Origin of the sequence: Lentilitoribacter sp. EG35 (assembly GCF_040784015.1) — a bacterium.
GTDB lineage: Bacteria > Pseudomonadota > Alphaproteobacteria > Rhizobiales > Rhizobiaceae > Lentilitoribacter.
Map to the genome: position 1 here is coordinate 95,128 of NZ_JBFNGQ010000009.1, position 18,706 is coordinate 113,833.

An 18,706-nucleotide genomic window follows, 5' to 3' on the forward strand; every position below is an offset into this window, starting at 1 on the left:
TCTCTCCAATTATGCCGATTCTAAACCACGTTTTTCAATCATTGCATCAGCTGTTGGCATGCGCCCGCGGAACTTTTCATAAAGTATTTCAGGTTTTTCAGAACCACCCTTTGAATAAATATGGTCATGCAAAAGTTTCGCAAGTTTGGGGTCAAATGGATTATCCGTTTCTTCAAATGCAGCAAATGCATCGGCGTCAAGAACCTCAGACCACATGTATGAATAATAACCTGCGGCATATCCTTCGCTTGAAAAAACGTGGAGAAAATGCGGGATGCGGTGGTACATGGAAATTGCATCTGGCATGCCAAGCTCTTTGAGCATGTCTTCTTGGAACTGCATTGGGTCTTCAACATTATCTGCTGTATGAAGTGCAATATCGATGAAGGAACTTGCACAATAGCCGAGTGTTTCGCAGCCATTGTTGAATGTTTGAGATTTAATCAGTTTTTCAACTAACTCAGCTGGGATAGCTTTGCCCGTTTTATAGTGCGTAGCGTGTTTTTCCAAAATTTCAGGAACTGTTAGCCAGTGCTCATAAAGTTGAGACGGTAATTCGACAAAATCGCGAGCAACGGAGGTCCCCGATACTGATGGGTAGGTGACATTAGATAGAATGCCATGTAGTGCATGGCCAAATTCATGGAAGAGCGTTCGCGCGTCATCAGATGATAAAAGTGCAGGCTCGCCCTCAGCAGGTTTTGCAAAATTCATGATATTATAGATAAATGGCAGTTCGCCATCCTTACCATTATGCGTTTTGAGTTTGTGCTGGCTTTGATATGCACTCATCCAAGCGCCGGAACGTTTTGATGGTCTTGCGAAATAATCGGCAATGAAGATTGCTTGTATTTCCCCATTACGACCTAAAACTTCAAAGACTTTTGCATCAGGGTGATGAGGTGTGATGTCATCTCGTTGTTTAAAGTTAAGTCCAAACAGGCGATTTGCGACATCAAAACTCGCATTGATGATCTGATCTAACTGAAAGTAAGGCTTAATTTCTGCTTCCGAAAATGCGAACTTTTGTTCGCGTAATTTATCAGAAAAGAAACGCCAATCCCATGCTTCAATTTTATCATTATGACCCATGCTTTGTGCAAGTGCCATAAGTTCGGCTTCTTCTTCCTTTGCACGGGTCAGCGCACGCGGCCAGACACCCTTTAGAAGCTTTGTTACATTTTCAGCGGATTTGGCCATAGTGTTTTCAAGGCGAACTTCTGTGAAATCTTTATAGCCGAGTAGCTGCGCTTTTTCCTGGCGCAATTTCAGGATTTGTTTGATGTTTTCAACATTATCGGTATCACCACCGCGAGCGCCACGACTTTTTGCAGCCTTGTAGGTTTGTTCGCGCAGATCACGACGTGTTGACGATTGCATAAATGGTGCCAAGATCGGACGAGATAAAGTTAAAAGATAGCCCTCATCATGGCCACGCTCTTTAGCTTGCGCCGCCAATGTATCAAGAAGGAAATCGGGTAGGCCCGCAATGTCTTCATCGGTTGTGAGCAACAATGTCCAATCATTGCTGTCTGCCAAGACGTTCTGGCCAAAATTTGTGTACAGTGTTGCCAGTTCGGAGCCGATGTCTGCAAATCGCTTCTTATCATCGCCTTCCAGCTTCGCGCCATTCTTAACGTAGCCGCGCCAGTAGCGTTCGAGGACTTCTTGCTCTTCACCGGAGAGATTAAGTTGATCTCGTTTCTGATAAAGTGCGTCAACGCGGGCAAACACTTCCGGAATCATTGACATTTCTGATCCGTGCGCAGCCAAAACTGGGGCTATTTCACGTTCGATTTCTTTGATGTTATCATCTGTATCATTGCCTGCCTTGGAGAAAAACAGACTGGCAACTTTACCAAGACCAGATTCCATTGTTTCAAATGCAATAATGGTATTTTCAAAGGTTGGCTCATCAGGATTATGGGCGATTGCCAAGGTTAGTTCTTTGTCACGCTTGAGTGTGATTTCAAACGCCTTTCTAAAATCCGCCTCAGCTAATTTTGAAAAATCAGGAAGACCAAATGGGCCATCCCATTCGGTGAGAGAAGAAATTGATTTCAGTTCAGAAGCTGTATGGGATTCAGACAAGGTGTGATTCCTGTAAATTGATTATACTGGAATCTAGATATAGGCCTCTCAAAAGAATTTGAAAGACCTAATATATATTCTCACACTCAGAAGTTCGTGATCAAACTATTTTGAGCGATTTCTCGCTGCAAGTGTTCTTAGGCGCAAAGCGTTGAGCTTGATGAAGCCAGCTGCGTCTTTTTGATCATAGGCACCATGATCGTCTTCAAAGGTCACGAGCTCGTCGCTGTAAAGCGACTTACTGGAATCACGACCAACAACAATTACATTACCCTTATAAAGTTTGAGGCGAACAACGCCCTCAACATCTCTTTGAGAGTGGTCGATAGCTGCTTGTAGCATCTCGCGCTCCGGTGAGAACCAGAAACCGTTATAAATAAGTTCGGCATAGCGTGGCATTAATTCGTCTTTAAGGTGTGCCGCGCCGCGATCAAGTGTGATTGATTCCATGGCCCGGTGTGCTGATAGCAAAATTGTACCGCCTGGTGTTTCGTAAATGCCACGAGATTTCATACCGACAAAACGGTTCTCAACCAGATCAAGACGGCCAATTCCGTTATCTCTACCAAGATCATTTAATTTTTGGAAAAGTGTGGCTGCTGACATTTTCTCGCCATTGAGTGCAACAGCATCGCCTTTACTAAATTCAATTTCAATAATTGTTGGCTTATCCGGCGCCTCTTCTGGAGAAACGCTACGTTGGAACACGTATTCTGGTGCCTCTTCATTAGGGTCTTCTAAAACTTTACCCTCGGAGGATGAGTGCAACATATTTGCATCAACTGAGAAAGGTGATTCGCCACGTTTATCTTTTGGAATTGAAATTTGGTGCTGCTCAGCAAATTCAATGAGCTCTGTGCGAGATTTAATTGTCCAATCGCGCCAAGGTGCAATGATTTTAATGTCTGGATTAAGCGCATAGGCGGAAAGCTCGAAACGAACCTGATCATTGCCTTTACCTGTTGCACCATGTGCAATGGCATCAGCGCCTGTTTCCTCGGCGATTTCGACCAATCGTTTTGAGATAAGTGGTCGTGCAATAGATGTACCCAGAAGATAGACACCTTCATAAACCGCATTTGCACGGAACATCGGGAATACATAGTTTGAGATGAATTCTTCACGAAGATCTTCAATATAGATGTCTTTATCGCTTAGGCCCATGAGTTCGGCTTTTTTGCGCGCAGGCTCAAGCTCGTCACCTTGGCCGAGATCAGCGGTGAATGTTACGACCTCAGCACCCAATTCTTTTTGGATCCATTTCAAAATAATCGATGTGTCTAGTCCACCGGAATAGGCCAATACGACCTTTTTTACGTCTTTGTAGGATGTCATCTCATTAAACCTTGCAGTTTGGGGGCTGGGAGAGCCCATTTGTATCCGGCTTTACGCCAAGAAAACATAAAATCAGCGGTGCTATACAAGAAATATTGTCCGATTGCGACCCCCAATTGACCACTCATGCAGATATCGATATGAGCACATATGAGTTTTATTCCCGATTTTTGGACCCTGGTTGCATTTTGTACAGCAGCATTTGTTCTGGCCGTTACGCCAGGACCAGATATGACGCTGATGATTTCCCGTGCTTTGAGCGATGGACGGCGTGCCGGTTATTTTGTTGTAGCCGGTGCCATTAGCGGAATATTCGTTCATACATCATTGGTTGCTTTTGGGCTTTCAGCGTTGGTTTTGGCATCGCCAACGGCTTTCTGGGTTTTAAAGATATTAGGTGCGGGCTACCTTCTATGGTTGGCAATTCAAGCGATGCGAGGCTCCTCAAGTTTTTCAGTAGAAAAGAGGAATAAGAGCGATCGAAGCAGATTTGATCATTGGTTAAGCGGGCTAAGTGTGAATATTCTCAACCCTAAAATCATTATTTTTTTTATGACGTTTTTGCCTCAATTTGTGGACGCGCAAGATCCCGTGTTTACTGAAAAATTGTTATTCTTAGGCGTGTTGTTTGTTGTGGTTTCGTCGCCGGTTGTGTTCGGTGTTGTTTATCTTGCCGACAAAGTCGCAGATTGGTTAAGCAATAATCCAAAGGCTATGCGGTTGCTTGACTATTGTTTTGCCACTGTCTTTTCGCTATTTGCGTTTCGTATTCTGCTCGCGCAGGCGAAATAGGTCATACAAGTCATTTCATGTATTTTGATGTCTTGAATGAACGGGACCCAAAGGCTATTCATATTCGAAAATAAATGAGCGGAAGCGTTCGATAGATTTTGGAGAGATGTAGATGGCGAATATCGGATTTATTGGGCTTGGAAATATGGGCCTGCCTATGGCTATTAATTTGGTGAAAGCAGGGCATGCCGTTACGGGATTTGATCTTAGTTCGGTCGCAAAAGAAGCTGCCCAAGATGCTGGTTTGTCGATTGTTAATGAGATGATTGCTGTTACTAAAGATGCTGAAATCGTTGTTTCGATGTTGCCGAATGGAGCTATTGCAAAATCTGTTGTTCAAGAGATTTTGCCTGACATGGCGGACGGAAGTCTTTTGATCGATTGTTCAACAATTGATGTGTCTTCGGCACGTGAGATACATGAAATGGCTGAAAAATCGAATAAATTATGTCTAGATGCACCTGTGTCTGGTGGTGTGGGCGGCGCAACAGCAGGAACCTTGACCTTTATGGTTGGTGGTTCCGATGAAGCATTTGCAAAGGCAAGTAATGCACTTGATATAATGGGTCAAAAGGCTGTTCATTGCGGTGATGGTGGCTCTGGTCAAGGGGCAAAAATTTGCAACAACATGCTTCTTGGGATTTCAATGATTGGCGCCGGTGAAGCTTTTGCATTGGCGGAGAAACTTGGTCTTGATCGGGGAAAACTATTTGATGTTATTTCAACCTCATCTGGTAGTTGTTGGTCAGTTAATACCTATTGTCCGGTACCAGATGTTGGTCCAAAAAGTCCCGCAGATAACAATTATGAACCCGGATTTGCAGCATCACTTATGTTAAAAGATTTAGGCCTCGCCATGGAGGCAGCACGTGATGCGGGAGCATCAACACCTTTAGGAAAACATGCAACCGATATTTACAATCAGATGAGTGAGCTTGATCACGGTGATAAAGACTTCTCAGCTGTGATTAACCTCCTTTCCAAATTGGATTAAATTTAATACCGCAAAGAAAGCTATATTTATGAATAATACTGTTCTTCTGGAGAAAATAGATCGTGTTGCAGTTCTGACACTTAATCGTCCTGAGGCGCTCAACGCCCTGAATAGTGAAGTCCTTTCGACACTTCGTGAGCATATTGATATGTTAAATAACAACCCTGATATTGGTTGTATTGTTCTGACAGGTTCAGACAAAGCATTTGCCGCAGGTGCCGATATTAAAGAGATGGCGGATAAATCTTATATCGATATGTATATGACCGATCATTTTGGTGATGTTAAGTCATTAAGAAGCCGTCTACCCGTTATTGGTGCTGTATCAGGTTATGCTTTAGGTGGCGGGTGCGAGCTTGCCATGATGTGTGACATGATTTTTGCTTCTGATACCGCCCAATTTGGGCAACCTGAGATTAAGCTTGGTGTCATACCTGGTATGGGGGGGTCACAGAGATTAACGCGTGCTATCGGCAAGGCAAAAGCAATGGACATGGTTTTAACTGGACGTATGATGGATGCAGAAGAGGCAGAACGTACAGGGCTCGTTGCTCGGGTTTTTCCCATCGCTGATTTGTTGGAAGAAACTAAGAAGGTCGCAAAGAAAATAGCGTCTTATTCAAAGCCATCAGTTTATGTGGCAAAAGAGGCGGTTGAACGTGTCTTTGAGACAACTTTGGAAGAGGGGTTGCGTTATGAACAACGTGTTTTCTATCCGCTCTTTGCGACCGAAGACCAGAAAGAAGGCATGGCCGCATTTTCTGAAAAGCGTAAACCAGACTTCAAGCACAAGTGATCATTCGAGCTCTTAGTTGAAGATACTCATTGAGCATTAATTTACATCGCAATGCAGTTCATTTAACAGCAAGATATGGACATAAACACGGTACTCGATCATATATGGGCTTAAATTTCTCGGATGACATCTGGTTTTCCGGGATATGCGTCTTCGATAAGAGTTATATATAATTGTACAAAAGGAACTTAATACACATGTCCGCTATATCAACTCGAGATATTGTTCTCATTGCTCTATTTGCTGCAATTACTGCTGTATTGGGTGTTTTCCCTCCACTAACTCTGCCTGTTATTTCAGTGCCGATTACGGCTCAAACTCTTGGCGTAATGCTTGCGGGAGGTGTGCTAGGTGCTAAAAGAGGGGCGCTGTCGATGGTGCTTTTCTTAGTATTGGTCGCGGTCGGATTGCCACTACTTTCAGGCGGGCGCGGTGGTTTTGCCGTATTTTTTGGGCCAAGTGGCGGGTTTCTAATTGGCTGGATCTTTGCCGCATATTGTATCGGTATGATGATAGATAAGTTCTGGAATAAACTTAACTATTTCAGCGCATTTGTAGCCTGTTTTACAGGCGGAATTGTATTGCTGTACTTAATTGGTATTCCTTGGGTCGCATTTGCAGCAAAAATACCGCTTTCAAAAGCGTTTATCGGCTCAATGTCGTTCGTGCCCGGTGATATTATCAAAACAGCAATAGCTTCATGGGTTATCGTAACTGTTGCCAAGTCCTACCCGATCATGAAGCCTGCGTAATCACCCATCATTTATATGTGAGTGCGCATGATGCGCCCACATCTTTGACATAGGAAATAGTCACGTGATCAGTATTTCTGGCGTGACAGTTATCAAGAATAACAATGTTATACTCGATAATGTCTCGGCAACTTTTGATGAAAATCGAGTTGGAATTATTGGTAGCAATGGTTCTGGCAAGAGCACGTTTGCAAAATTACTGAACGGATTAGAAAAAGCATCTTCGGGCACGATACAAATAGGCCATAAATTAACTAATGGGCAAACACACCAACCCAAAGTGGGGTTTGTGTTTCAGAATCCAGACAATCAAATTGTATTTCCTCTGGTTGGGGAAGATCTCGAATTTGGCCTTAAGAAATCAGGACTTTCCAAAGTGGAGATCAAAGATCGCATCGGTTTTTACCTCGATAAGTTTAATGTATCTAATTTAATTGAGCGCCGAACACATGAATTAAGTGGCGGTGAAAAACAACTCATTGCGCTGATTGGTGTACTGGTTATGGAGCCAGAATATATCGTTCTCGACGAACCAACCACATTACTTGACCTGCGTAACCGTTCCATTCTCATGGACTTTATGGAAAAGCTCAGTCAAAAGCTTATTATTGTGAGCCATGACCTTGATCTGATGAGTGATATGGATCGTTTGATATGGATTGATAAGGGGCAAGTTAAAGGTGACGGTGAAGCCGCTTCTATCCTTGCTGCATATAAACACGCCTCAAAGGTCGACATATGCTGATAAGCACATATAGTTCTGGTAACAGTATTGTTCACACTGCCAAACCTATGACAAAGGTTTTTTTGCTTATTTGTAGTTGTACTCTTTTGTTTGTATGGGAAAATTGGATTTCACTTGCGCTTGCCAGCCTTCTTATTGGTGGGCTTTATATCATCGCCAAGATATCTCACCAAAACATAGTTGCTGCAATTAAGCCTGCTCTATGGGTTCTTTTGTTTATCTTTGCGGTGCAGGTTTATTTAGTTGACTGGCTATTTGCCAGTTTTGTAGTTTTGCGCTTTATCACCATGATTATGGCCGCCTCGCTTCTCACATTGACAACAAAAACTAGTGACCTGATTTCCGGGATTGAGGGTTTCTTAGGTCGATTTTTGTCTGAAAAAAACTCTGAGTCCATCAGTTTAGCTTTGTCACTGTGTTTTCGGTTTATTCCGATGGTGCGGAAGATTTTTGAAGAAGTGAAAGAGGCGCAAAAGGCGAGAGGGTTAGATCGCAGCTGGCGTGCGCTTGTTACACCAACGATTATTAGAACCTTAAAGTCTGCGGACGAAATTTCTGAAGCGATTGTTGCAAGGTCAATCGATATATCGCTAAATGATCATGGCAGCAGATCTAAAAATACTGAGCGTGAGGCATAACCTATGTCTAAAACCCTCCAAGACCATTTTTCAAAACTATTGATCGATAGACGTTCTACTAGAGCATATTTAGAGCGTGATGTGGACGAAGCTGTAATAAGTAAGATACTAAACATAGCTCGTCATACTCAAAGTGGCGGTAATATGCAGCCTTGGCGTGTCAGCGTCTTGAGAAAAAAAACTATTTCCAGACTTCAAACCGCCATTGCAGATGACGTGAGTAAGACCGGTTTTATCGATAATGGTGATTATCAATATTACCCTCGAGAGCATATTTCTCCCTATTCTGAGAGAATTCAACAATGTGGTGTTGATCTTCACTCTGCGCTAGATATCGGGCGCCGTGATACGGCAATGGCTCGGTCGCAAAGGATGAAGAACTTTGAGTTTTTTGGCGCACCTGTAGGCCTGATCATTACTATGAATAAAAGTCTCGAACAGGGTAGCTGGATAGATGTTGGTTTATTTTTGAACTCACTCACCTTAGCGATTTCAGCCTACGGTCTGTCGAGTTGCGTGCAGGCAAGCTTCTCAAGCTATGGCGATATAATCCGGAATGTTCTTGATTTACATCACGATAAACTCGTTATTTGCGGGGTTTCAATTGGCTATGCAGATAAAGAACATCCCGTTAATAATATTCCGCAAAAACGTATGGCGGTTGATGAATTCACCGAGTTTTATCCATGATAAAGTTACGTGGTCACCATTTGCTTTGCTCACTGACTTTTGCCGGACGAGGCTATTCTCGAGATTTTGAACGTGACTTTAAGAAGGTCATTCAAAGGATCAAACAAAATGAGCCAATTGAGATAGTTTCTGGTCCGGATGAGATATGTGCTTCGGTGAAAGATTGCGTTGGCAGTCACTGTTTTGAAGATCGAATTATCAATCGAGATAGTTTGGCATTGAGAGATATTTCAGCGTTGCTTGGCGTTAAATTGGAGGTAGGTTCTAAGTTGATTCCGAATGACCTCTTTCACAATCAATATAGAAAAGCCTATCAACTGCAAAGTGTTCGGAGCGCTTGCTTTGACTGTCAGTGGTCGGAAGTTTGTGATGCGGTGGTTGCGGATGGTTTTAATAAAACGCACTTGAAACGCGGATAAGCTAGATGATGAATTCACAAATCGCTTCCCGTATCGTGGCAAATCTCAACCATTCGGGTGATAAAGTTGTTATTTATTTTGGCGATAAGCAGATTAAGGCTGCTGAATTTTTAGATCTAATTCAGATATATCGGCGTGGGTTGATAAATTTACACCGCCACGAAAATATTGCCATATTGATGAAGACCTCACCGGATGCCTTGGCGCTATTTATCGCTTCATTATCTGTTGCGAAGAATACGTGTTTCTTTGATCCGAACTGGCCAGAGGATATTATCAAGAAGACTGCAAATTTAGCTCAAATCGATATGATTATATCTGACGATAGCCAATCTGCCGTAGATACATTATCCCATCTGGTATTGAAAACGCCAACCGTAACGGCGGATCATGAGGCTGAAGCTGAAGTTAATAATCTGGATGGTAACTATGATCCAAATTATACGTGCTTCACGTCCGGTTCAACGGGACTACCCAAAGGGTGTATGCGTTCGGAGATGTCGTGGATACGGAGTTTTGGTTCGGATCAGAAATTCACCGATATCCAAGAATCTGACACGGTTATTGTCCCCGGCAGTTTTGCTCATTCCTTGTTTCTTTATGCTGCCATTCGTGGCCTTTACACGGGTGCAACAATTGCACTCTTTACAAACTTTCACCCAAATCGAATTGTAGAGATATTCGAGCATATCAATAATGGTGTGATCTTTGCTGTTCCTACTCAATTGGATGCATTAGTCCATTCAACCTGTCAGCATGGCGAAAATATCAAACGAATATTATCAACGGGGTCGAAACTGCCAGTTTCCATTTATGAGAAGCTTGTTGATGTATTCACGGAAGCTGTGATTGTGGAGTTTTATGGAACATCTGAATTAAGCTACGTCGCAGCACGTACAGTATCAGTTGATGACCCTGAGACTTTGGTTGGGCGACCATTGCCTAATGTTGAAATTTCGATCAAAGGGCCGAATGGTGCAGACATACCAATGGGGAACGAGGGGCTTGTTTATGTGAAGAGTGATCTTGCTTTTCGCGGTTATGTTTCACATTCGGGCCTGCAGGAAGCCGATAAATCGATATGTGTTGGTGATGCCGGATTTTTCGATTTCAACGGAGATCTGCATTTGGTCGGGCGCATGGATAGAGCGTTTCAAAGTAGTGGTCGGAATATTATTCCAGAAGCTATTGAAACAGCGTTGACCTCAATCGAAGGTGTTACATTGGCAGCTGTATTTGGGGTTCCCGATGCCACCCGTGAGAATAGAATTGCTGCGGTGTTATGTATTGACGCCCAGATTATGAAACCTGATCTGATATCTTGCTTACGACAGTCACTTGCCACATACGCAATACCTAGTATCTACTATAAATGCGATATATGGCCTAAAACTACGTCTGGGAAAATTGACCTGATTACACTAAGGAGCAAACTGTTGGCGAAGGAGCTGGAGGTTCTATTTTGACAGGATCATCATGGATGATAGGCGCGATGCGAACACCTGTGGCTTCCCGAAACGGGGCTCTTTCTGCATTCACAGCACCTGAGTTGGGTAGCATCTCAATTTCAGCTCTTATAGACAGTTTGAACGTACCTTCTGATCTCGTTGAGCATCTTATCCTCGCAAATGGTCTTTATGGCGGTGGAAACCCAGCAAGATTGAGTGCTCTTGCATCTGGCCTTCCTGAAAATGTCCCCAGCATGAGTATTGATACACAATGCTGCGGTGGGTTAGATTCAATTCTTTTGGCACATGGTCTGGTGGCCTCCGGCATGCATGATTTTGTTATTGCTGGAGGTATAGAATCCTTCACAACGGCTCCACGGCGATTTAACAGGTCTTTGGATGGTGGTCCGGATCAAGAATATAAGAGACCCCCATTTTCACCTTGGGTGGATAGAGATCCAGACATGTTGGAGGCTGCGGCTCAGCTTGCCAAAGAGTTCAATATATTACGTGCTGAACAAGAAGAATTTGCAATAAGAAGCCATGCATCTGCATTGAAGGCGCAAGATAGGCTTTTGAGCGAATGTATTGCATTTGATGATGTCCAGTTTGATACATTTACACGTGAACTAAGTTCCAAATTATGTAAACGGATGCCTATTATTGCAGGTGATGTTGACCATGGCATAACCAGCGCTACAACGTGTGTTGAGGCGGATGCAAGCGCTGTGTGTGCAATTGTATCTTCCGGTTTTTTAAGTGCGCATCCGAAATATCAAAAGACTGCGATCAAAATTTTGGGCACTCAATCTGTTGGCAGTGATCCGGCAATTCCCGGACTTGCGCCTGTTGATGCAGTTAGAGAGATCTTGAAGAAGCTTTCACTCACTGCGCAAGAATTTGACGTCATAGAAGTCATGGAAGCATTTGCGTCACAAGCAATAGCTTGTATCAGATTTTGTGGATTTGATCAGAACATTGTAAATCTTGGCGGCGGTGCCTTAGCGCGCGGACATCCGATCGGAGCTTCTGGTGCAATAAATGCTGTCAGATTGTTTCAAGAGATGAATTATCGACCATCTTCTAAACTTGGATTGGCTGCGATTGCAGGCGCCGGGGGGCTTGGTTCGGCCTTGGTGTTGTCCAAATGAAGTATATTCATGGGTTGGAAGACTTGGATAGTTTAGTCGGTGAGGGTGTCGCTGTTGGTCAATCTCTACAAATTGATCAGATGATGCTGGATCAGTTCTTAGAACTTTGCGGCGATACAAACAAAATACACCGCACCTCACCATCAAACTCTCAGCCAATTATCCCCGGGAACTTTTTGATTTCACTCGTTCCTCAGCTCTTGCAATCACAGATGAGCATTCATGAAAGTATCGAGTGTTTTACTGTTGGCTATCAGATGATTAAATTTAGGGCGCCGGTACGAGTACAAGATACTGTTATATTCAATGCTGATATTTCGTCTGTTAGGTGTGTCAAAAAAGCCCGACACGTTGTTTATGATTTCACATTTAGAAACCAAGATCAGAGTAAGGTTTCAATGGAAGGTCAAATGACGGACTTATATCGTAAGGTCTGATCACCTAAATTGCATATGGTCTTACTGTCGGATTAAAAACCCCAAATTCCCACAGGCAGAAGCAATGACAAGAATGGAAGACCAACAAGCAGGGCAAGGCGCACAATATCAGCAACCCAGAACGGGGTCACACCTTTAAATATTGTAGCCGTTGATACATCTTTCACCACGGACCGCAGAACAAAAACATTTAGTCCGATGGGCGGTGTGATAAGTGAAATTTCCGTGACAACAACAACAACGATACCAAACCAGATAAGCGCAAACTCACCCGTTAGATCACCTTCGAAGAAGCCAAGTGATGCTATCAATGGAGCAAACACTGGCACCGTTAAGGTAATCATCGAAAGACTTTCAAAGACTGCACCCAGTACCAGATAAATTAAGATCATCATTCCTAAAATCATGAATGGTTCAAAGCCTGCACCTTGCACAAGAGCCAACAGATCATCGGGCAGCCCTGCACGCGTAATAAGGCGGCTAAAGATATCTGCACCGATAAGAAGAACGAACAGGCCCACAGACGTTTTTACAGTTTGCGTCAATGCATCCATTAATTTTGCGAAGGAAAAGCGGCCGATGGCAATTGAAATTAGTATAGCACCAAATGCCCCAACGCCGGCAGCCTCATCGGCCGTGAAAACACGCCCGTAGATGCCACCAATAATTATGCAGAAGAGAACGAGTATCGGGATAACACGAAGCACACTTGCTTTTGTTTCAGCCCCGGATAATTTTTCGCCTGCCGGTCCCGCCTTCGGGTTGCGCCATACAACAAAGACTACAGCGCAGAGATAAAGTGCGATACCTAGAATGCCGGGAAGAATACCTGCCAAAAATAGCTTGCCAATGGATTGACCTGTCAGGAACCCATAAATAATGAGAATAATGCTGGGAGGAATGAGAATTCCCAGCGTACCGCCTGCCGCAACTGATGCGGTTGAGAGGCTATCATGGTAACCGAATTTTCGCATAGGTGGCAGGGCGACTTGCGACATTGTAGCCGCTGTTGCCAGTGAGGACCCTGAAACTGCGGAAAATCCGCCACAAGCTAAGATCGTGGACATAGCCAAACCGCCCGGTAATCGCCCAACCAGAGCATAAGCTGCGCGGTAAAGATCATGGGCCATTCCGCTTTGCGCAATCAACATACCCATAAAAATGAAAAGCGGAATTACCGACAATGCATCATTTTGCGTAACATCAAGAATAGAATCAGCTGCTGGTCCCAGCCCTGCTGACCAGCGCCAGTCACGCAGGTAAACAAAACCAACTGCACCGACTAAACCCATGGCAAAGCCAATGGGTATACGTAACAACACAAGCGAAATTACGAGCGCAAACGCAATAAGTGATATTTCCATTACTTGATTTCCTGCGATCCTGATACGATGTCAGGTTTACCCTTGAATAGTCTTGAGAGCATTAAAATTAACACCAATACACCCGTTAAGAATACAGCGCCGGAGATGATGTAAATCAGAGGGTATTTTGGAATGAATAATAGTTCACTGACAATTCCGCGGCTGAGAGCTTTCTCAGCGCGGGTAAGCAACCAATAGCCCATTGTAAGAAGTGATAGAGAGATTAGAATTTCGATTAATCGGTCACGAATGAAGGCGGCTTTAGGCGAAAACATGAAGTCCATCAGATCAACATCGATCTGCCCGCCGCGTAAAGTCACGACTGGAAATGCCAGAAAAATCGAAAGTGCTAGCAGGATTTGAGCGATATCCTGCCGGCCAAAAAGGGGCGCGTTAAACATATAGCGCCCCACCACCTCAACAACTGTGACACACATGATGAGGACAATGCAGACCGTACTAAGAAAAAGGCTAAGTCGGGCGAGCCAAGCGCCCGCCCTTTTAATAGTCGTATAGGTCATCATTATTTATTGTATTCAGCCATTGTATCACGGATAAGTTTAAGAGCGGCATCAGCATCGACACCCTTTGCACTGACTTCCTCCAGAACAGATTTCTGAATTTGTGGTACAAGAGCTTCGAACTTTGCAGCAGCACTTCCTTCAAGATCTATGACTTTACCAGTTTTTGACTGTGCGTCTATACCGCGCTGGTTGCCTTCATCCCAAGCTTTACCGGCAAAGGCTGAGAATTCTTCACCCAAAACAGCGTTGATTGCTTTGGCATCTTCTTCCCCGATTGAATCCATGAACTCTTCACTCATGATGATGGAGAAAGAACCACGATAAAAACCACCAGGAACACGATATGTATAAGGCAAGACTTCTGTCAGGCGCAAAATAGCAATTGTATCACCGGGGAAAAATGTTCCGTCAGCAACACCGTTGGCAACAGTTTCATACACTTTCGGTGCAGAAACCTGCACACCGGCCATATCCAACCCTTTTAGAACATCACCCATGACACCACCGCCAGAACGAACTTTTAGTCCAGCAACATCTTCTAAGGATGCAACTTCTTTTGATAGGTGAAGCATGCCTGGCGCATGTACCATCATAGCCACAGGTACGACACCATCATGCTCATTCACTTTGCCAAGCATTTGTTGATGGGCACGCCAGTGTGCAGCAGATGCGGCAGCAGAATCGCCTTCCAAACCAGGTATTTCAATCAATTTTGAGGTAACAAAACGGCCAGGATTGTAACCGTGGAAAATCCATGCAGCATCTGCGCCGCCATCTTCAATCAAATCAGCCTGTGCCGGCGGAGAAGCAAGACCATATTCGATCTTACCTTTTACTCGACCTTCTGTAGCAGCATCAATACGCTTGATAAATTCCGGCCAGACAATTTCGTTCATGATGTGGCTTGGTGGTAGCCATGATGAAACAACCATCGTTTTTTCAGCAGAAGCTGAAGATACAAAAGCGAAAGTTGCAAGCCCTGCAATCAGAGCATTTGATATAATTTTCATAATTTCCTCCCTTTGCAAGCGCGCCAGATGCGCTTGTTTCCATCATCCTATATAAAACCGACTGGACGGTCAATATATAAAAATATTACCCGTTTATTCCTTCTTGATAAGCTAATTAATTCAATAATTTATGAGATTTCATGAGATGAGGTTATAAGAGTATAGAACAAATTTTACTTGACATGTTACGGTTTATACGGATTATATATTTTCGTAACATATTCGCTGAATAACGCTCTTTAGTTATTTCAGCTCTAGATTTGGAGATCTTGCAATTGTCGGCTTTTATTCTTGATGCTGTTCGTACACCCATTGGACGTTATGGTGGCGCTTTGTCATCTTTGCGTGTGGACGATTTGGCGGCGCTGCCATTGGCAGCCCTTAAAGATCGAAATCCTGAACTGGATTGGGCAAAAATTGATGATGTTATCATGGGAGATGCAAATCAAGCGGGCGAAGATAATCGGAATGTTGCGCGTATGGCGGCACTTCTGGCAGGGCTCTCTGTAGAGACGCCAGGCACAACGATTAATCGTTTGTGTGCATCAGGTTTAGATGCAGTTGCTATGGCGTCACGGGGCATCAAAGCGGGTGATTATCGCATGGCCATTGCAGGTGGTATGGAAAGTATGAGCCGCGCTCCATTTGTCATGCCAAAGGCAACCACCGCATTCTCCCGCTCGAACGATGTGTTTGATACGACTATTGGCTGGCGTTTTGTGAACCCAAAAATGAAAGCCGAGTATGGCATAGATTCCATGCCCGAAACAGCGGATAATGTAGCTGATGAATTTGGAATTAGCCGTGAAGATCAGGATGCCTTTGCAGCCCGCAGTCAATCACGATATCAGGCCGCCCATGATGCGGGCGTTTTCTCAGATGAACTTATCGCCGTTTCTGTTCCTCAACGTAAAGGTGATCCAATCTTGTTTGATAAGGACGAGCATCCTCGCCCTGGGACAGACCAAGCAAAATTATCGGGTTTAAAAGGCGTAAACGGGGCGGAGAAAACTGTAACAGCGGGCAATGCTTCTGGTGTCAATGATGGTGCTGCAGCTCTGCTTTTGGCCAACGAGGCGTTAGCAAAAGATGCAAAACCGCTCGCGCGTGTAGTTGCAGCTGCAGCAGCTGGTGTTGCACCGCGTATTATGGGTATTGGCCCTGTTCCAGCAACACGGAAAGTGTTGGAGATTTCCGGCCTGTCATTGGATCAGATGGATGTCATTGAACTTAATGAAGCATTTGCAAGCCAAGGTCTGGCTACATTACGGGAACTCGGCCTGCCGGATGACGCAGAACACGTTAATCCAAATGGTGGCGCAATTGCGCTTGGTCACCCATTAGGTATGTCCGGGGCAAGGCTTGTTATGACTGCAGCTTATCAATTGCGCCGCACGGGAGGTCGCTATGCACTGTGCACAATGTGTGTGGGTGTTGGTCAGGGCGCTGCAATGATTATTGAACGTATTTAAGGGAGAAAGAGCATGTATGCACAGATGGTAAATTCTGAAACTTCCAAAGGCGAACTTACTGCCGAGGATATAGCTTTTCAGGCGCGTATCGATGCGGGTCAGAAAATTGAACCGAAAGACTGGATGCCTGAGGGATACCGTAAAACTCTTATTCGCCAGATTGGTCAGCATGCGCATTCCGAAATTGTCGGTCAGTTGCCAGAGGGCAATTGGGTAACCCGTGCACCCACGCTGGAGCGAAAAGCTAACTTGCTGGCAAAAGTACAAGATGAAGCAGGACACGGATTATATCTTTACTGTGCTGCTGAAACATTGGGTGTGAGCCGTGATGAACTCTTAGACATGTTGCATGCAGGCAAAATGAAATATTCATCCATCTTCAATTACCCGACATTAAACTGGGCAGATATGGGTGCTGTTGGCTGGTTGGTTGATGGAGCAGCGATCATGAACCAGGTTCCTTTGCAGCGGACTTCCTTTGGTCCTTACTCACGCGCCATGGTGCGGATTTGTAAAGAGGAAAGCTTTCACCAGCGTCAGGGCTATCACATCATGATGACCATGTGTAAAGGCACTGACGAACAGAGGGAAATGGCGCAAGATGCCATGAATCGTTTTTGGGAACCTGCACTTATGATGTTCGGACCTTCGGACAAAGACAGTGTGCATTCTGAACAGAATATGAAGTGGAAAATCAAGATCAATACCAATGATGAGCTGCGCCAAAAGTTCGTTGATGAAACCGTTCCACAAGCAAAATATCTGGGTCTTACCATTCCAGATGACACTATCAAATGGAATGAAGAACGTGGTCATTACGATTTTGCTGAACCTGATTGGAATGAGTTCTTTGATGTTCTGAAGGGTAATGGTCCTTGCAATACAGAGCGTTTGGAAACACGCAAAAAAGCGTGGGATGATGGCGCTTGGGTTCGTGATGGCATGATGGCCCATGCGGAAAAACGCGCAGCGCGCAAACAAGCAGCGGAGTAAATTAAGATGTCTAAAGTTTCAAAAGAATGGCCATTATGGGAAGTTTTTATTCGCGGGCAACACGGTATGAGCCATCGTCATGTTGGTTCACTACATGCCCCCGATGCGGAGATGGCAATTAAAAATGCTCGTGATGTTTATACACGTCGAAATGAGGGAGTAAGCATCTGGGTGGTTGAAGCAAATCATGTGACTGCATCAAGCCCTTCGGATAAAGGCCCACTATTCGAGCCGGCGAAATCCAAGGTTTATCGTCATCCAACTTTTTATGAAATTCCAGAAGAAGTAGGTAAGATGTAATGAGTGCTTTATATGAATTTTTACTTCGCCAAGGCGACAATACACTTGTGCTTGGGCACCGTGTGTCAGAATGGTGTGGAATTGGGCCTGTGCTGGAAGAAGATATAGCACTTGCAAATACCGCGCTTGACCTGATCGGACAAACACAAATGTGGCTTGGTTATGCCGGAGAAGTTGAGGGCAAAGGGCGTAGTGCGGATGATCTTGCATATTTGCGCGATCCGCATGCCTTTAGAAATCTTTTGATGTTGGAAACGACAAACCGTGATTTCGGTAATACGATGATGCGTCAATTTTTATTTGATGCGTATCAGGTCCAATTTCTTGCAGCATTGGAGAAATCATCTGATCAGAGGGTTGCAGACATAGCAACCAAATCACTAAAGGAAGCGCAATATCATCTGGAGAGATCGTCTGATATCGTTATTGCTTTGGGCGATGGCACGGATGAGAGCAAAGAAAAAATGCAAGATGCACTCAATCGTTTGTGGCCATATATCGGTGAAATGTTTGAAAGTGATAGCATCGACCAAGCAATGGTTGATGCTGGCATTGCTCCTGATCCAGCATCCATCCGTGCTGAATGGGATCAGATCATTCAACGCGTTATGAGCGATGCTTATCTGCAGTTGCCAGAAGATGCATTTACCCATCTTGGTGGAAAAAATGGCAAACGACATACAGAACATCTTGGTCATATGCTTGCGACGATGCAGACATTGCAACGTTCACACCCTGGCGCAACCTGGTAATTG

Annotated in this window: 20 protein-coding genes; 15 read left to right on the forward strand and 5 right to left on the reverse strand. The window is 44.3% G+C overall.

What is annotated here, in order from left to right; translation table 11 throughout:
- Positions 1–9: 9 nt before the first annotated feature.
- Positions 10–2,091 (reverse strand): M3 family metallopeptidase, encoded by a 2,082-nt coding sequence (locus AB2J24_RS15235; protein ID WP_367386079.1) that lies wholly within the window; start codon positions 2,089–2,091, stop codon positions 10–12.
- Between the two features lie 105 nt (positions 2,092–2,196).
- The gene (locus AB2J24_RS15240; protein WP_367386080.1) at positions 2,197–3,426 is read right to left on the reverse strand and encodes an argininosuccinate synthase; all 1,230 of its coding nucleotides are present in this window, start codon (positions 3,424–3,426) and stop codon (positions 2,197–2,199) included.
- A gap of 150 nt (positions 3,427–3,576) precedes the next feature.
- Here AB2J24_RS15240 and AB2J24_RS15245 point away from each other — a divergent pair, with 150 nt between their 5' ends.
- The 11 genes from AB2J24_RS15245 (at position 3,577) to AB2J24_RS15295 (ending at position 12,288) form a co-directional block, all read left to right on the forward strand.
- Positions 3,577–4,218 (forward strand): LysE family translocator, encoded by a 642-nt coding sequence (locus tag AB2J24_RS15245; RefSeq protein ID WP_162654718.1) that lies wholly within the window; start codon positions 3,577–3,579, stop codon positions 4,216–4,218.
- A gap of 112 nt (positions 4,219–4,330) precedes the next feature.
- Entirely contained in the window at positions 4,331–5,212 is an 882-nt protein-coding gene (mmsB, locus tag AB2J24_RS15250; RefSeq protein WP_367386081.1) for a 3-hydroxyisobutyrate dehydrogenase, read from the forward strand.
- A 28-nt stretch (positions 5,213–5,240) separates the two neighbouring features.
- Positions 5,241–6,008, forward strand: coding sequence for an enoyl-CoA hydratase (locus AB2J24_RS15255; protein ID WP_367386082.1), 768 nt, complete (start codon positions 5,241–5,243; stop codon positions 6,006–6,008).
- A gap of 206 nt (positions 6,009–6,214) precedes the next feature.
- Positions 6,215–6,760, forward strand: a complete 546-nt coding sequence (locus AB2J24_RS15260; RefSeq protein ID WP_162654903.1) for a biotin transporter BioY — start codon at positions 6,215–6,217, stop codon at positions 6,758–6,760.
- Positions 6,761–6,824: 64 nt separating this feature from the next.
- Complete coding sequence (locus tag AB2J24_RS15265) at positions 6,825–7,505, forward strand: energy-coupling factor ABC transporter ATP-binding protein (protein WP_367386083.1); 681 nt, start codon at positions 6,825–6,827, stop codon at positions 7,503–7,505.
- Positions 7,499–8,143 (forward strand): energy-coupling factor transporter transmembrane component T family protein, encoded by a 645-nt coding sequence (locus AB2J24_RS15270; RefSeq protein WP_367386084.1) that lies wholly within the window; start codon positions 7,499–7,501, stop codon positions 8,141–8,143. The genes AB2J24_RS15265 and AB2J24_RS15270 overlap by 7 nt, the downstream gene beginning before the upstream one ends.
- 3 nt (positions 8,144–8,146) lie before the next feature.
- Complete coding sequence (locus AB2J24_RS15275) at positions 8,147–8,833, forward strand: nitroreductase (RefSeq protein ID WP_367386085.1); 687 nt, start codon at positions 8,147–8,149, stop codon at positions 8,831–8,833.
- Positions 8,830–9,252, forward strand: a complete 423-nt coding sequence (locus AB2J24_RS15280; protein ID WP_162654724.1) for a DUF1284 domain-containing protein — start codon at positions 8,830–8,832, stop codon at positions 9,250–9,252. Before AB2J24_RS15275 ends, AB2J24_RS15280 begins: the two co-directional genes overlap by 4 nt.
- 5 nt (positions 9,253–9,257) lie before the next feature.
- On the forward strand, positions 9,258–10,718 hold the full coding sequence (locus AB2J24_RS15285) for an AMP-binding protein (RefSeq protein WP_367386086.1): 1,461 nt from the start codon (positions 9,258–9,260) through the stop codon (positions 10,716–10,718).
- Positions 10,715–11,851 (forward strand): thiolase family protein, encoded by a 1,137-nt coding sequence (locus tag AB2J24_RS15290; protein WP_367386087.1) that lies wholly within the window; start codon positions 10,715–10,717, stop codon positions 11,849–11,851. The genes AB2J24_RS15285 and AB2J24_RS15290 overlap by 4 nt, the downstream gene beginning before the upstream one ends.
- Entirely contained in the window at positions 11,848–12,288 is a 441-nt protein-coding gene (locus AB2J24_RS15295) for a MaoC family dehydratase (RefSeq protein WP_367386088.1), read from the forward strand. The genes AB2J24_RS15290 and AB2J24_RS15295 overlap by 4 nt, the downstream gene beginning before the upstream one ends.
- Before the next feature lie 32 nt (positions 12,289–12,320).
- Here AB2J24_RS15295 and AB2J24_RS15300 read toward each other — a convergent pair whose 3' ends face one another.
- From AB2J24_RS15300 to AB2J24_RS15310, 3 genes are read right to left on the reverse strand one after another with little or no spacing between them, the layout of a single operon-like run.
- The gene (locus tag AB2J24_RS15300; RefSeq protein ID WP_367386089.1) at positions 12,321–13,652 is read right to left on the reverse strand and encodes a TRAP transporter large permease; all 1,332 of its coding nucleotides are present in this window, start codon (positions 13,650–13,652) and stop codon (positions 12,321–12,323) included.
- Entirely contained in the window at positions 13,652–14,176 is a 525-nt protein-coding gene (locus tag AB2J24_RS15305) for a TRAP transporter small permease (protein WP_367386090.1), read from the reverse strand. Before AB2J24_RS15305 ends, AB2J24_RS15300 begins: the two co-directional genes overlap by 1 nt.
- Positions 14,176–15,186 (reverse strand): TRAP transporter substrate-binding protein, encoded by a 1,011-nt coding sequence (locus tag AB2J24_RS15310; protein WP_162654730.1) that lies wholly within the window; start codon positions 15,184–15,186, stop codon positions 14,176–14,178. The genes AB2J24_RS15305 and AB2J24_RS15310 overlap by 1 nt, the downstream gene beginning before the upstream one ends.
- Positions 15,187–15,461: 275 nt before the next feature.
- On the opposite strand from AB2J24_RS15310, the gene pcaF reads away from it, so the two are divergent.
- From pcaF to paaC, 4 genes are read left to right on the forward strand one after another with little or no spacing between them, the layout of a single operon-like run.
- Positions 15,462–16,658: a 3-oxoadipyl-CoA thiolase gene (gene pcaF, locus AB2J24_RS15315; protein ID WP_367386091.1), complete on the forward strand. Its 1,197-nt coding sequence runs from the start codon at positions 15,462–15,464 to the stop codon at positions 16,656–16,658.
- Between the two features lie 12 nt (positions 16,659–16,670).
- Positions 16,671–17,651 carry a 1,2-phenylacetyl-CoA epoxidase subunit PaaA gene (paaA, locus tag AB2J24_RS15320; RefSeq protein WP_162654732.1) on the forward strand — a complete coding sequence of 327 codons (981 nt, stop codon included), beginning with the start codon at positions 16,671–16,673 and terminating at the stop codon, positions 17,649–17,651.
- A 6-nt stretch (positions 17,652–17,657) separates the two neighbouring features.
- Positions 17,658–17,951, forward strand: a complete 294-nt coding sequence (paaB, locus tag AB2J24_RS15325) for a 1,2-phenylacetyl-CoA epoxidase subunit PaaB (RefSeq protein ID WP_162654733.1) — start codon at positions 17,658–17,660, stop codon at positions 17,949–17,951.
- The gene (gene paaC / locus AB2J24_RS15330; protein WP_367386092.1) at positions 17,951–18,703 is read left to right on the forward strand and encodes a 1,2-phenylacetyl-CoA epoxidase subunit PaaC; all 753 of its coding nucleotides are present in this window, start codon (positions 17,951–17,953) and stop codon (positions 18,701–18,703) included. The genes paaB and paaC overlap by 1 nt, the downstream gene beginning before the upstream one ends.
- The last annotated feature ends 3 nt before the right edge of the window (positions 18,704–18,706 follow it).

What these genes read in the sequence shown, in the direction of transcription:
- paaB (WP_162654733.1), top strand. Translation starts at nt 17,658, where the DNA reads ATGTCTAAAGTTTCAAAAGAATGGCCATTATGGGAAGTTTTTATTCGC.
- AB2J24_RS15275 (WP_367386085.1), top strand. Translation starts at nt 8,147, where the DNA reads ATGTCTAAAACCCTCCAAGACCATTTTTCAAAACTATTGATCGATAGA.
- paaA (WP_162654732.1), top strand. Translation starts at nt 16,671, where the DNA reads ATGTATGCACAGATGGTAAATTCTGAAACTTCCAAAGGCGAACTTACT.
- AB2J24_RS15310 (WP_162654730.1), bottom strand. Translation starts at nt 15,186, where the DNA reads ATGAAAATTATATCAAATGCTCTGATTGCAGGGCTTGCAACTTTCGCT.
- AB2J24_RS15280 (WP_162654724.1), top strand. Translation starts at nt 8,830, where the DNA reads ATGATAAAGTTACGTGGTCACCATTTGCTTTGCTCACTGACTTTTGCC.
- mmsB (WP_367386081.1), top strand. Translation starts at nt 4,331, where the DNA reads ATGGCGAATATCGGATTTATTGGGCTTGGAAATATGGGCCTGCCTATG.
- AB2J24_RS15270 (WP_367386084.1), top strand. Translation starts at nt 7,499, where the DNA reads ATGCTGATAAGCACATATAGTTCTGGTAACAGTATTGTTCACACTGCC.
- AB2J24_RS15245 (WP_162654718.1), top strand. Translation starts at nt 3,577, where the DNA reads ATGAGTTTTATTCCCGATTTTTGGACCCTGGTTGCATTTTGTACAGCA.
- AB2J24_RS15240 (WP_367386080.1), bottom strand. Translation starts at nt 3,426, where the DNA reads ATGACATCCTACAAAGACGTAAAAAAGGTCGTATTGGCCTATTCCGGT.
- AB2J24_RS15285 (WP_367386086.1), top strand. Translation starts at nt 9,258, where the DNA reads ATGATGAATTCACAAATCGCTTCCCGTATCGTGGCAAATCTCAACCAT.
- AB2J24_RS15305 (WP_367386090.1), bottom strand. Translation starts at nt 14,176, where the DNA reads ATGATGACCTATACGACTATTAAAAGGGCGGGCGCTTGGCTCGCCCGA.
- AB2J24_RS15300 (WP_367386089.1), bottom strand. Translation starts at nt 13,652, where the DNA reads ATGGAAATATCACTTATTGCGTTTGCGCTCGTAATTTCGCTTGTGTTG.
- AB2J24_RS15255 (WP_367386082.1), top strand. Translation starts at nt 5,241, where the DNA reads ATGAATAATACTGTTCTTCTGGAGAAAATAGATCGTGTTGCAGTTCTG.
- paaC (WP_367386092.1), top strand. Translation starts at nt 17,951, where the DNA reads ATGAGTGCTTTATATGAATTTTTACTTCGCCAAGGCGACAATACACTT.
- AB2J24_RS15295 (WP_367386088.1), top strand. Translation starts at nt 11,848, where the DNA reads ATGAAGTATATTCATGGGTTGGAAGACTTGGATAGTTTAGTCGGTGAG.